Origin of the sequence: Streptosporangium sp. NPDC000396 (assembly GCF_042898655.1) — a bacterium.
Taxonomy (GTDB): Bacteria; Actinomycetota; Actinomycetes; order Streptosporangiales; family Streptosporangiaceae; genus Streptosporangium.
Window position 1 is genome coordinate 76195 of record NZ_JBIAZA010000028.1, and the last position, 12563, is coordinate 88757.

10 protein-coding genes are annotated in these 12563 nt (G+C 68.7%); 8 read left to right on the top strand and 2 right to left on the bottom strand.

The annotated features are described in order from the left end of the window. Positions 1–1602, bottom strand: a complete 1602-nt coding sequence (locus ACFY2X_RS35370; protein ID WP_389947238.1) for a glycosyltransferase — start codon at positions 1600–1602, stop codon at positions 1–3. 204 nt (positions 1603–1806) lie between these two features. Between ACFY2X_RS35370 and thrC the strand changes: the two genes are divergently transcribed. The 5 genes from thrC (at position 1807) to ACFY2X_RS35395 (ending at position 8750) form a co-directional block, all read left to right on the top strand. Further along, entirely contained in the window at positions 1807–2865 is a 1059-nt protein-coding gene (thrC, locus tag ACFY2X_RS35375; RefSeq protein WP_389947239.1) for a threonine synthase, read from the top strand. A 193-nt stretch (positions 2866–3058) separates the two neighbouring features. Further along, the gene (locus tag ACFY2X_RS35380; RefSeq protein ID WP_389947241.1) at positions 3059–4048 is read left to right on the top strand and encodes a homoserine kinase; all 990 of its coding nucleotides are present in this window, start codon (positions 3059–3061) and stop codon (positions 4046–4048) included. Between the two features lie 465 nt (positions 4049–4513). Next, positions 4514–6550 carry a transcription termination factor Rho gene (rho, locus tag ACFY2X_RS35385; protein WP_389947243.1) on the top strand — a complete coding sequence of 679 codons (2037 nt, stop codon included), beginning with the start codon at positions 4514–4516 and terminating at the stop codon, positions 6548–6550. A 280-nt stretch (positions 6551–6830) separates the two neighbouring features. Further along, positions 6831–8093, top strand: coding sequence for a sensor histidine kinase (locus ACFY2X_RS35390; protein ID WP_389947244.1), 1263 nt, complete (start codon positions 6831–6833; stop codon positions 8091–8093). Between the two features lie 12 nt (positions 8094–8105). Next, positions 8106–8750 carry a response regulator gene (locus ACFY2X_RS35395; RefSeq protein ID WP_389947246.1) on the top strand — a complete coding sequence of 215 codons (645 nt, stop codon included), beginning with the start codon at positions 8106–8108 and terminating at the stop codon, positions 8748–8750. Between the two features lie 158 nt (positions 8751–8908). Here ACFY2X_RS35395 and ACFY2X_RS35400 read toward each other — a convergent pair whose 3' ends face one another. After that, on the bottom strand, positions 8909–10024 hold the full coding sequence (locus ACFY2X_RS35400) for a hypothetical protein (RefSeq protein WP_389947248.1): 1116 nt from the start codon (positions 10022–10024) through the stop codon (positions 8909–8911). Between the two features lie 289 nt (positions 10025–10313). Between ACFY2X_RS35400 and rpmE the strand changes: the two genes are divergently transcribed. The 3 genes from rpmE to prmC all read left to right on the top strand — a co-directional run bounded on the left by rpmE (position 10314) and on the right by prmC (position 12562). Continuing rightward, positions 10314–10532: a 50S ribosomal protein L31 gene (gene rpmE, locus ACFY2X_RS35405; protein ID WP_389947250.1), complete on the top strand. Its 219-nt coding sequence runs from the start codon at positions 10314–10316 to the stop codon at positions 10530–10532. A gap of 114 nt (positions 10533–10646) precedes the next feature. Continuing rightward, positions 10647–11699 (top strand): peptide chain release factor 1, encoded by a 1053-nt coding sequence (gene prfA / locus ACFY2X_RS35410; RefSeq protein ID WP_389947252.1) that lies wholly within the window; start codon positions 10647–10649, stop codon positions 11697–11699. An 8-nt stretch (positions 11700–11707) separates the two neighbouring features. Next, on the top strand, positions 11708–12562 hold the full coding sequence (gene prmC / locus ACFY2X_RS35415) for a peptide chain release factor N(5)-glutamine methyltransferase (protein ID WP_389947254.1): 855 nt from the start codon (positions 11708–11710) through the stop codon (positions 12560–12562). Position 12563: the final 1 nt, after the last annotated feature.

Below are 12563 nucleotides of genomic sequence, written 5' to 3' on the forward strand. Positions count from 1 at the left end.
TCAGCTCCGGTGGATCACCGCGGAGAGAAGCCTGGTGAGCCAGGACTTCGGCTTCCTCCGGAGCACGGCCCTTTTGACGAGAACGGCGGCTCGGGCCGGGGACGGGCCCGTCACCCGGGGAGAGACCGCCGGGGCCGCAGAGGGGGAAGACGCCTGCGCCCGTGGCCGGACCGGGGCCGCGGCGGAAGACGGATCCGCCGCCGGAGGAGTGGCCTCGGCCGGCCAGAACTCCGCCCGGGTGCCATGCCGTACGCCGTGGGTGGCCTTGACCGAGGTGGCGACGTCGTCCGAGCCCAGCAAGAGCGCCCGGCCCAGCGCCTCCGCCCGCTCCAGCGTCGCGGAGCCGTCGTCGCCGAGGTCGACGACGAGCATGCCGGACCGGTCGTTCTGGATCTCGGAGATCATCCGCTCCAGCGAATCGTGCCCCAGCGGCACCGAGATCGGGCCCGTGTAGCGGAACGGGACCGGCGCGGGGGTGAAGGGGACCTCGTCGGCCAGCCGTACGCGCTGGTCATGGGCGAAATGCTCGCGCAGCAGCCACAGTTCGAAGAAGGGGTCGCCGAGCACCGGACGGCGACCGGAGGACAGCCGTGACCAGGGGGCGACCAGGGTGATCCGCACGTCGGCCACCGACCCTTCGAGGGCCGCGTTCACCGCCTTGCGCACCTGCTCCTCCTCGACGTCGGCGTCGAGACGGAACACGACCTCCACGTACGGCACGAGCCAGTTCCGGCCCCGGTCCTTGCGCAGGTCACGGCGGAGCGGCACGCGGTGGGCGAGATAGGGGGCGACCACGCGGACCGCCCGGTGGTCGCGGCGTTGCGCGGGAAGCCCCAGATGCACGGCCTGGGCCGCCATGTCGGGGACGAAGACCACACCGTGGGTGGCCAGCCGGTAGGCGAACTCGGTGTCTTCGCCCCTGAGCACGTGAGGATCGATCCCGCCCACGGCGTGGAAGGTCGCGCGCCGCATCGACACCGTCGGCCCCGTGCAGACATGGTAGGGATTGCGGCTGGTCCGCAGCCCGTCGGTGAGGGAGATCGTCTGCTCGGTGGAGCTGGGCAGGGCCGCGGACAGGTCGAACAGGGTGTCCAGCGGGCCCGAGCGCACGCCGTCGTGCACCTGGGCGGGGGAGAGGTCAGGCTCCTCGACGAACTTCTTCGCGCCGATGGAGACCAGGTAATCGGCCAGGTGGTGCCAGCGGGCCAGCGCCTCGATGTGCTCACGGCAGACGACCATGTCGGCGTCCAGGCGCTGGATGATCTCGCCCTCGGCGAGGGCTGCCCCGGTGTTGACCGCGTGCGCGATGCCCCAGCCTCCGGGGCCGGCGGTCACGATCCTGGTGTCCGGCGGGGCGATCTCCGGCAGGCGCAGCGGAGGCTCGCTGCCGTCGTCGACCACGATCACTTCCATGAGATGATCGGGATAGGTCTGCGCGGCCAGGGCGGCGAGAGTCAGGTCGAGCCGGTGCTGGCCACCGTGCGCGGGGATGATCACGCTGACCGGGAGCGCCGGATCCCATTCGCCGAGCGTGGGCGGGATGAGAGGCGAGTAATCGTTGTGCCGGATCGGGGGCAGGTCAGCCACTGCTCCATCCGTCATGATGCGATGCCCCTTGTCTGCGTTCCCGCTTGTCAAGTTCTGTCAACCCTACCCAGACATGCTTAAGGTTTCCTGTGTAAAGGACGCCGGGCCTGTCCATTTGGTGGACAGCGAATCCCGTTGCGAATCCCGTTGCCCGTAGACTCGTTGCCTAACACCGCAGGTAGGCGCGCATGGTTGTACCCATGCGCGGGAGGAGCAATCATGACCAGGGCGTGGCGTGGCCTCATCGAGGAGTACCGTGACCGACTTCCGGTGACCACGGCGACGCCCGTCGTCACGCTCCTGGAGGGCGGCACGCCTCTCATCCCGGCGCACCGGGTCTCGGCGCTGACCGGCTGCGACGTCTACCTCAAGGTGGAGGGCGCGAACCCGACCGGAAGCTTCAAGGACCGTGGCATGACCATGGCCATCAGCAAGGCCGTCGAGGCGGGCGCGAAGGCCGTCATCTGCGCCTCCACCGGCAACACCAGTGCCTCCGCCGCCGCCTACGCGGTCCGTGCGGGCCTGACCTGTGCCGTGCTGGTGCCCCGGGGCAAGATCGCGATGGGCAAGCTGGCCCAGGCGCTGGTCCACGGAGCCAGGCTGCTTCAGGTCGAGGGTTCCTTCGACGACTGCCTGGAGATGACCAGGAAGCTGTCGGAGAACTACCCCATCGCGCTGGTCAACTCGGTCAACCCGTTCCGGCTCCAGGGCCAGAAGACCGCCGCCTTCGAGATCGTGGACGTGCTGGGCGACGCGCCCGACATCCACTGCATCCCGGTCGGCAACGCGGGCAACATCTCGGCCTACTGGATGGGCTACACCGAATACGCCGCCGACGGTGTCGCGGCCAAGACACCCCGCATGTTCGGCTTCCAGGCCAGCGGCGCCGCGCCGATCGTCAACGGCGCGCCGGTGACCCATCCGCACACGATCGCCACCGCGATCCGCATCGGCAACCCCGCCTCCTGGAAGCTCGCCGAGGCCGCCCGTGACGAGTCGGGCGGCGTCATCCAGTCCGTCACCGACCGCCAGATCGCCGCGGCCTACAAGCTGCTGGCCCAGGAGGAGGGCGTGTTCGTCGAGCTCGCCTCCGCCGCCAGCGTGGCCGGGCTGCTCCAGGCCCACGAGCAGGGCCTCGTCGATCCCGGCCAGCGCATCGTCTGCACGGTGACCGGCAACGGCCTCAAGGACCCCGACTGGGCCATCTCCGGGGCACCCACCCCGCTGACGATCCCGATCGACGCCCACGCCGCCGCCGCTGCCCTCGAACTCGTCTAGGGGCGTCCCGCGGATCTCGCGGTGCTGAGACCGGCCCAGGTGACGCGTCACGAGGCCGGTGACGAGGGCGTGGCCGACCTTATGTAGTGGCGGCATGGTCATCGTGACCACCGCGTACCGTACCGAACCAGGCAGATAGGAGGAGGGGCTTCCTCCCTATGGCAGAGCCAGGGGCCTGCGCCCCAGAATCTCGATGACCGAAAGCAGCAGGGTTGTCGTCAGGGTCCCGGCGACGTCGGCGAACCTCGGCCCCGGGTTCGACACGCTGGGGCTGGCTCTCGGCCTCTACGACGAGGTCGAGGTCAGCCTGGTCGAACCTTCTGGAGATCCGGTCTCAGGGAGCGTCGACGTCGAAGTCGAGGGTGAGGGCGCCGGGGAGCTCGATCTGGGCGAGGGCCATCTCATCGTGAAGACGATGCGCGCGACCTTCGACCGGATGGGAGTCGCGCAGCCGCGCGGCATCCGGCTGCGCTGCCTCAACCGCATCCCGCACGCCCGGGGCCTCGGGTCCTCCTCCGCGGCGATCTGCGCGGGCATCCTCGCCGCGCGGGCTCTGGCCGGCACGCCGTACCCGGCCGGGCCGCGCCCGGACGTGCCCGCCTCCGGCCGCCCGGAGCCGCCGGAGTTCACCGACGACGACGTCTTCGCGCTGGCCAACGAGATCGAGGGGCACCCCGACAACGTGGCCCCGTGTCTCGCGGGCGGGCTGACCGTCGCATGGACAGAGCAGTCGAACGCTCCGCGTATGGTGAAACTGATCCCACACGCCGATATTCGGCCCGTGGTCATCATTCCCAGGCATCGGCTGTCCACAGAGGTCGCCCGAGGGCTGCTGCCCGAGAACGTGCCGCACGCCGACGCGTCGGCGAACGCGGGAAGGGCCGCCCTGCTCGTCGCGGCACTGACCGGAAGGCCGGAGCGGGAACTGCTGATGGCCGCCACCGAAGATCGGTTGCATCAGAATTACCGCGCGCCTGCGATGCCGCAGACCGCGGATCTGGTACAACGTCTGCGCGGGATCGGCCTCCCTGCGGTCGTTTCGGGAGCAGGTCCCACAATTCTTGTGTTTTCGACAGTGGATACACAGGATTTGATCGCACCAGAAGCGGGTACTGATTGGCACATCCAGCCACTGGATGTCGACACCCGTGGTGCCTGCGTTGTCTCGCCTGAGACGCGCTGATGCCTCTTCGACCTTCAGGGAATAGCTGTGTGCGCTGGTGATGTTAGGCTGGTAGCCGCACCAGGTGCCCCCTTGTTGGGTGCGTGCTTGTCAGCCACACATCGCTGCACCATGTCTCACTTCGTGGGGCATGAGCGCCGCAGTGGCCTCCCCGAATCCGTCGCCTCCGAATGCGCCACATTCGGTTGGGGCAACGAGAGGCGGCGTTTGAGGAGACATGCGCGTTCGAACTACCTCGACATCTGGTTGCCGGTAGCAATCCGGGGGGTGTCCTCCAAGCCCCACCGTCGGCGAATCTCGATGGTGACGGCATGGATGTGCCCTTCTCCGACAGTGGCGGCGGTCCCCAAGGACCGTCGAGGATCGCGACGTGCAACCCGACCCGGTCTGTCCCACCGGGTCGATCGCACCACCGGGACGATTGGCTGATCATGGCCACGCCCGACCCCTGGGAAGGACCCATTAGTGAGCGACACCACCGAACTCCTCTCCGACGCCACCGGCGCACCGTCGGCGGCCGGCGACACCCCCACCCGCGCCGCGGCCAAGCCGCGCCGTCGCTCCGGCACCGGCCTGTCCGCCATGGTGTTGCCCGAGCTGCAGGCCATGGCGTCCGGTCTTGGCATCAGCGGGACCGGGCGGATGCGCAAGAGCCAGCTCATCGCGGCCATCCAGGAGAAGCAGGGCGTATCAACTGAGAGCGCCCCAGCTCCCGCCAAGGAGACCCCGGTCGCCGCGGCGGCCCCGGTGACCGTGGCCGAGCCGGCCGTCGAGCGTCCGGCCCGTAGCCGCAGGGAGCGTTCCCGTCCCGCGGCGACCGCCGAGCCCGTGGTCGAGCAGGCGCCCGCCGCGCCCGAGCCCGTGGCCGTGGCCGCGGCCGCTCCCGTCGTGGAGCAGCAGGCTGACGCCGGGCAGGCCGAGGGCCGCCCCGAGCGGGGTGAAAGCCGTCGCGAGCGTGGTGACCGCCGCGGCCGCAACAGCGACCGTGGCGAGCGCGTCAACGACCGTCGCGAGCGCGGCGAGCGCGGCGACAGCCGTACCGACCAGCGCGCCGCCGACGCGGGCCAGAACCGCAACGACCGCGCAGGTGACCGCAGCGACCGCGCAGGTGACCGCAGCGACCGCGGCGAGCGTGTCGGCGACCGCAGCGACCGCAGCGACCGCAGCGACCGCAGCGACCGTGGCGACCGTGGCGACCGTGGCCCGCAGAACCGTGGCCCGCAGGACCGCGGCCCGCAGGACCGCGGTGACCAGCACGGCGTCGGCGACGACGATGACCGTCGTGGCCGTCGCGGCCGGTTCCGGGAGCGCAACCGTCGCGGCCGTGACCGCTTCGACAGCAACGAGCCCGTGGTCGCCGACGACGACGTCCTGATCCCGATCGCCGGCATCCTGGACATCCTCGACAACTACGCGTTCGTCCGGACCAGCGGCTACCTGCCGGGTGCCAACGACGTCTACGTCTCGCTGGCGCAGATCCGCCGCAACGGCCTGCGCAAGGGTGACGTCATCACCGGTGCCGTCCGCCAGCCCCGTGACGGCGAACGCCGCGAGAAGTTCAACGCGCTCGTCCGCCTTGACACGGTCAACGGCATGGACCCGGAGCAGGCGCGGCAGCGGCCCGACTTCAACAAGCTCGTCCCGCTCTACCCGCAGGAGCGGCTGCGCCTGGAGACCGAGCCGAATGTTCTGACCACCCGGATCATCGACCTGGTGGCGCCGATCGGCAAGGGCCAGCGTGGCCTCATCGTCTCCCCGCCCAAGGCGGGCAAGACCATGGTGCTCCAGTCGATCGCCAACGCGATCACCCGGAACAACCCCGAGTGCCACCTGATGGTCGTCCTGGTCGACGAGCGTCCGGAAGAGGTCACCGACATGCAGCGGTCGGTGAAGGGCGAGGTCATCCACTCGACCTTCGACCGTCCCGCCGAGGACCACACCACGGTCGCCGAGCTCGCCATCGAGCGCGCCAAGCGCCTGGTGGAGCTGGGCCACGACGTCGTCGTGCTGCTCGACTCGATCACCCGCCTGGGCCGGGCCTACAACCTGGCGGCTCCGGCCTCCGGCCGGATCCTGTCCGGTGGTGTCGACTCCACCGCGCTCTACCCGCCGAAGCGTTTCTTCGGCGCCGCCCGCAACATCGAGAACGGCGGCTCGCTGACGATCCTCGCCACGGCGCTGGTCGAGACCGGCTCCAAGATGGACGAGGTCATCTTCGAGGAGTTCAAGGGCACAGGAAACCTGGAGCTCAAGCTCAACCGCCAGCTCGCCGACAAGCGAATCTTCCCCGCGGTGGACGTCGACGCGTCCGGCACCCGTAAGGAAGAGATCCTCATGGCGAAGGAGGAGCTGCAGATCACCTGGAAGCTGCGCCGGGTGCTGCACGCTCTGGACATGCAGCAGGCTCTGGAGCTTCTCCTGGAGAAGATGAGGGAGACCAAGTCCAACGCGGAGTTCCTCCTCCAGGTTCAGAAGACGACGGTCAGCTCCGACCGCGACTGATCGCACAGCTGTACGGCTCACGCCCCGGCCCCGAAGGCCGGGGCGTTTGCCGTCTCGGGCTCTTGTGCGACCGGCCCCTTCGGGATATCCATACTTGGGGACGCCCGTCCGCTCCGCTTCAGCGTGCTCCGGGTTCTCCGGCAGCCTGAACGACCTGGGAACGAGCCCGGGACGAGCTTCCGGGCACGACCGCGATCGCAGCGCGTGGAGCCAGGGGAGGCACATGACGGCCGAGACGGCAGTGGGCGGCCCAGCAGCACGGATGTCGCTATGCCGGCGTGTGCCGCTGGGACCTCATGGGCCGCTGGGGGTGCTCGTCGACCCGATGACCTGGCGTGCCGTGCCGTACCTGCTGCTGAGCCTGTTCTACGGCCTGGCCTGCTTCGCCCTCCTCGCGTCCGCGATCCCGCTCTCGCTCGCCCTGGCGGTCGTGTGGGTGGGGGTGCCGCTGTTCGCGCTGACCATGCTGGGCTGGCGCGGTGCGGCGATGCTGGAGCGCCGGCTGCTCCGGCTGGCCTTCGGCGCCACGATCCGCGACCCCTACAGGCCCTCCCCGGGCGGCAACCTGTTCCTGCGCTGGAAGGACATGTTCGTCGACCCGGCGACCTGGAAGGACTTGTTCTACCTGTTGCTGTTGCTGCCGATCGGCATAGGAGAGTTCACCGTCTCGGTGGTCCTGTGGGGTCTGGCACTCAGCCTGATCATCGTGCCGATGTCCCTGCTGTTCGGTGGTGACCCGGTGCCGATCGGCGATGGGCTGCTGGTCGACACCGTGCCGGAGGCGCTGCTGTGCGTGCTCGGGGGGCTGGGGGTCTTCCTCGTCGCGCTCTACGCGACGAGGGGGATGGCCTGGCTGCACGCGCTGCTCGGCACCGTGCTGCTGAGCACGGGGGAGAAGAACCTGCTGGCCGCCCGCGCGGCCTGCCTGCGGGCCAGCCGCGCCCGGGGGGTCGACGCGGCGGAGGCGGAGCGGCGCAGGATCGAGCGCGACCTGCACGACGGCGCCCAGCAGAGGCTGCTGTCCGTCGCCATGGACCTGGGCAGGGCCCAGTCCAAGATGGACGCGGACCCCCAGGGCGCCAGGGAACTGCTCGCCCAGGCCCATGCCGGGACCAAGGCCGCCATCGCCGAGCTGCGCGATCTCGCGCGGGGCATCTACCCGGCGCTTCTCACCGACCGGGGGCTGGACGCCGCGTTGTCCTCGCTCGCGGCCCGGGCGCCCGTGCGGGTGGACCTGTCGGTGGAGGTCTCCCACCGCCCTCCCGCCGCGGTGGAGAGCATCGCCTACTTCATCGTGGCCGAGTCCCTGACCAACATGGCCAAGCATTCCTCGGCCACCGAGGCGTCCGTCCGGGTCAGCCGCGAGGACCAGTGGGTGATCGTCGAGGTGCGCGACAACGGCGTCGGCGCCGCGGTGCCGCATGCCGGAGGCGGCCTCGCGGGCCTGGCGGACCGGGCCGCGACCATCGACGGCATTCTGACCGTGGACAGCCCGCTCGGAGGTCCCACGCTGATCCGCGCCGAACTGCCATGCGAATGGTGAACACTTGAGCCCATGCGGGTGGTGATCGCCGAAGACTCGGTGCTGTTGCGCGAGGGCTTGGCCAGGCTACTGGCCGATGGCGGGATCGAGACCGCCGGGGTGGCGCACGACGGCCCCGGGCTGGTGGCCGCGGTGGCCGAGCACGCCCCCGACCTGGCGATCGTGGACGTGCGGATGCCGCCCACCCACACGGACGAAGGGCTGCGCGCCGCCCTGGAGGCCAGGTCGAGGCGCCCAGGGCTGCCCATTCTGGTGCTGTCGCAGTACGTCGAGGAGCAGTACGCCACCGAGTTGATCGGCGGGGGCGCCGCGGCGGTCGGCTACCTGCTCAAGGAGCGGATCGCCGATGTGTCGGAGTTCCTCGACGCGGTGCGCCGGGTGGCGTCCGGGGGGACGGTCATCGACCCCGAGGTGATCGAGCAGTTGCTGACCCGCCACCGCGGGGATGATCCGCTTTCGTCCCTGACCACACGGGAACGGCAGGTTCTGGCCCTGATGGCCGAGGGGCGCTCCAACACGGCGATCGCCGCACGGATGATCGTCACCGAAGGAGCGGTGGAGAAACACATCTCCGGCATCTTCACCAAACTCAGGCTCGAAGCCGCCCCCGACGACCACCGCCGTGTCCTGGCCGTGCTGGCCTACCTGCGGAGATGACAAACGCCCGGTGGCTGGTGCCACCGGGCGTTCCTGCCGGCCCGCGGTCTCGTCTGTACGGCTTGTGCCCGGGGTTGGGGACACGAGTCGTACAGCGTCGTGCCGGGGCGTCCCTTGGAAGAGCGTCCCTTCAGAGGGCTGTCCCTTCGGGGACCGCCTTAGCGGACGTCGACGAACTCGGCGCCGGACGTCGCCGCGTAGGTCTTGCTCGTCCCGGGGGCCACGGCACGCCAGTAGGCGTCGAACTTGGGCTTGACGGTCTTGCTGAACTTGCCGCTGCCGTTCGCCTTCACGAAGGAGGAGAACTTCCAGCCGGAAGAGCCCTTCTTCTTGTAGTACAGCTCGATCATCTTGCCGGAGTAGGCCGAGCTGCCCCGGTAGGCCGTGCCGTACAGGCGGACCTTCTTGCCCTTCTTGACCTTGTTGGCGCTCACGTCGAAGGAGACCTTCGCCTTGGCCTTCTTGGGCTTGGAGCTGCCGCCCTGGACGTAGAAGGTGTCAGCCCTCTCGAACTTGACGCTCTCCTTGCCCCGCCCGGCGGTCAGGTCCAGGGTCCAGGAGCCGGTGGAGAAGTCGTCGTCGAACCAGGTCTCCTTGTACCACTGGTCGGCGGTGCCGTTCTTCGACAGCTCCAGGTCGACGGAGTCGTTGCTGGCGTTGCTGTAGAGGTGAGCGGTGACCGAAGAGGCGCCGATGATGTTCGCCCGGACGATCACCTGGGTGTCCTCGCCGGCGACGATCACGACCGGGTCCGTCACCGAGGCGCTGACGAACTTGACCTGCGAGGTGACGTCGACTTCCTTGCAGCTTTCCCTGGCGCCGACGGCGTCACGGGTGACCAGCAGGCGGACCTGCCACTTGCCGTCCTTGTTGTCCTTGGTGGTCTTGAAACTGCCCTTGATCTTGACGTCGGCCGGGGCCGAGGTCTGAGGGCCGGCGGGCGGAGCGGCGACCTGCTCGATGACGGCGTCGTTCCAGATGGTCTCGCCGACCCTCTGGAACTGGGCCGTCACGTTGGTCACGTTCTTCTGGAGGAACTTTTTGCCCGCGTCGCCGCCGGTTCCGTCAATCAGCTTGTACGGATCCTTGATGGTGGCCTCGAAGCCGATGGTGGCGTCGTCCTTGAGCGGGATGTAGGCGTCGTCGAACTTGATGTCGGTGACATCGGCCGTGTTGAGCGAGCAGGCCGCTGCGGCGGCCTTGAGCGGGGCGGCAGAAGCTGTGGCCGTGCCGCCGGCGAAGATGGTAGCCCCCGTTGCGGTTGCAAGAAGCAACCGCATTCCCTTCCTCATCTGGTCCCCTAACCGAGGTAAAAAAGTAGGTAAAGTTACGGTTTGGGCACAGGAGCCTAATGGTACGTATGTGACTCGTCTACAGACGCAGGTCATCGGTCCAGGGAATGTCTTGTGGCCTGGGATGGTTGGAGCATCTGGCACACTGGTAGCCGAACCGCAGCGGTTCCGGTTCCCGCCCGCGCGCACCCAGTGTGCACATCGCGCGCAAGCCCCAAAGGCGAGAGACAGTGGCGACCCGGCGACCGCGCTCTGGAGAGGAACTGAAGCCATGAAGCCCGACATCCACCCGGATTATGTCGTCACCGAGGTGACCTGCACCTGCGGTAACACCTTCACCACCCGCAGCACCGCCAAGAACGGCGTGATCCACGCCGACGTGTGCTCCGCCTGCCACCCGTTCTACACGGGCAAGCAGAAGATCCTGGACACCGGCGGCCGGGTGGCGCGCTTCGAGAAGCGCTTCGGCAAGAAGACCACGGGCCAGTAGCCCCTGCCTCGACGCCGGCTCGGAGCCGCCCCCCATGTTCTTCGAGGGGTGCGCCCGAGTCGGCGTTCGTGGTGATTAGGAAGGCTGCAAAGGGCTTTTTAGGAGGGACGCACGGTGAATCTGGACGAGCTACTCAGCGAGTACGCCGAGCTGGAACTCAAGCTCGCCGACCCCGCCGTGCACGCCAATCCGACACAGGCGCGCAACCTGGGCAGGCGATACGCCGAGCTGACTCCCATCATCACCACCTATCGGGAGCTTGAGGGCGTCCAGGACGACCTGGTCACGGCAAGAGAGCTGGCGTCGGAGGACGAGGCGTTCGCCGAGGAGGCCAAAGAGCTCGAAGGCCGGATCCCCGAGCTGGAGGAGAAGCTCAGGCACCTGCTGATCCCGCGCGATCCCAATGATGACAAGGACATCATCATGGAGATCAAGGCGGGCGAAGGCGGTGAGGAGTCGGCGCTGTTCGCCGGTGACCTCCTGCGGATGTATCTGAGATACGCCGAGCGGGTCGGCTGGAAGACCGAGGTCATCGACATGACCCACTCCGACCTCGGCGGCTACAAGGACGTCACGGTCGCGCTGAAGGCCAGGGGTGACGAAGGCGTCTGGTCGAAGCTGAAGTTCGAGGGCGGTGTGCACCGCGTCCAGCGGGTTCCGGTCACCGAATCGCAGGGCCGCATCCACACCAGCGCGGCCGGTGTGCTGGTCTATCCGGAGGCCGAAGAGGTCGACGTCCAGATCGATCCGAACGATCTGCGCATCGACGTCTACCGCTCCAGCGGCCCCGGAGGCCAGAGCGTCAACACCACCGACTCGGCCGTGCGGATCACGCACATCCCGACCGGTGTGGTCGCTTCCTGCCAGAACGAGAAGAGCCAGCTCCAGAACAAGGAGTCGGCCATGCGGATCCTCCGCGCCCGCCTCCAGGCCATCGCCGAAGAAGAGGCCAACGCCGCCGCGATGGCCGAGCGCAAGTCGCAGATCCGGACGGTTGACCGCTCCGAGCGCATCCGCACCTACAACTTCCCCGAAAACCGCATCTCCGACCACCGCGTCGGCTTCAAGGCCTACAACCTCGATCAGGTGCTGGACGGGGATCTCACGGCCGTCATCCAGTCCTTGCTCGACGCCGAGATGGCGGAGAAGCTCGCCGCCCACGCATAGAACGCGCCATGACCTTTCTGCTGGACGAGATCGCCCTCGCCACCGCCCGGCTCGCCGAGGCAGGTGTGCCGTCGCCGCGCACCGACGCCGAGGAGATCGCCGCGCATGTCCACGGCGTACGGCGCAGCGAGCTGCACAACGTGACGGACGCGGACTTCGACGCGCTGTTCTGGGAGGGCATCGCCCGGCGGGAGGCGCGCGAACCGCTCCAGCACATCACCGGGCGGGCGTATTTCCGCTATCTGTCCCTTGAGGTCGGGCCCGGGGTGTTCGTGCCGCGTCCGGAGACCGAGATCGTGGCCGGATGGGCCATCGAGCGGCTACGGGAGATGGACGTCGCCTCACCGGTGGTCGTGGATCTCGGCACCGGCTCCGGCGCCATCGCACTGTCCATAGCCCAGGAGATCGCGCTGGCCACGGTGCACGCGGTCGAGGTCGATCCCGACGCCTACCGCTGGGCCAAGCGCAACATCCTGGAACACGGCCAGGGCCGGGTTCACCTGCACCCGGAGGACCTGGCCGACGCCCTGTCCGAGCTCAACGGCCAGGTGGACCTGGTCATCTCCAACCCGCCCTACATCCCGCCGGGAGCGATCCCCCGCGACCCCGAGGTGCGCGACTACGATCCGCATCGGGCGCTGTACGGTTCGGGGAGTGACGGCCTCGACGAGGTCAGGGCCGTGGAACGGACCGCCAGGCGGTTGCTGCGCCCCGGCGGGTTCGTCGCGGTGGAGCACGCCGACGAGCAGGGCACTCCGGTTTATCTGATCTTCTCCGAGGACAACGGCTGGCGCGACGTCCGAAGCCGCCAGGACCTCACCCGCAGGGACCGCTTCGTCACCGCCCGTTTTGGCCAGGAATAGA

Coding starts and splice junctions, on each gene's coding strand:
- ACFY2X_RS35380 (WP_389947241.1), top strand. CDS start 3,059: ATGACCGAAAGCAGCAGGGTTGTCGTCAGGGTCCCGGCGACGTCGGCG.
- rpmE (WP_389947250.1), top strand. CDS start 10,314: ATGAAGCCCGACATCCACCCGGATTATGTCGTCACCGAGGTGACCTGC.
- thrC (WP_389947239.1), top strand. CDS start 1,807: ATGACCAGGGCGTGGCGTGGCCTCATCGAGGAGTACCGTGACCGACTT.
- prmC (WP_389947254.1), top strand. CDS start 11,708: ATGACCTTTCTGCTGGACGAGATCGCCCTCGCCACCGCCCGGCTCGCC.
- ACFY2X_RS35370 (WP_389947238.1), bottom strand. CDS start 1,602: ATGACGGATGGAGCAGTGGCTGACCTGCCCCCGATCCGGCACAACGAT.
- ACFY2X_RS35395 (WP_389947246.1), top strand. CDS start 8,106: ATGCGGGTGGTGATCGCCGAAGACTCGGTGCTGTTGCGCGAGGGCTTG.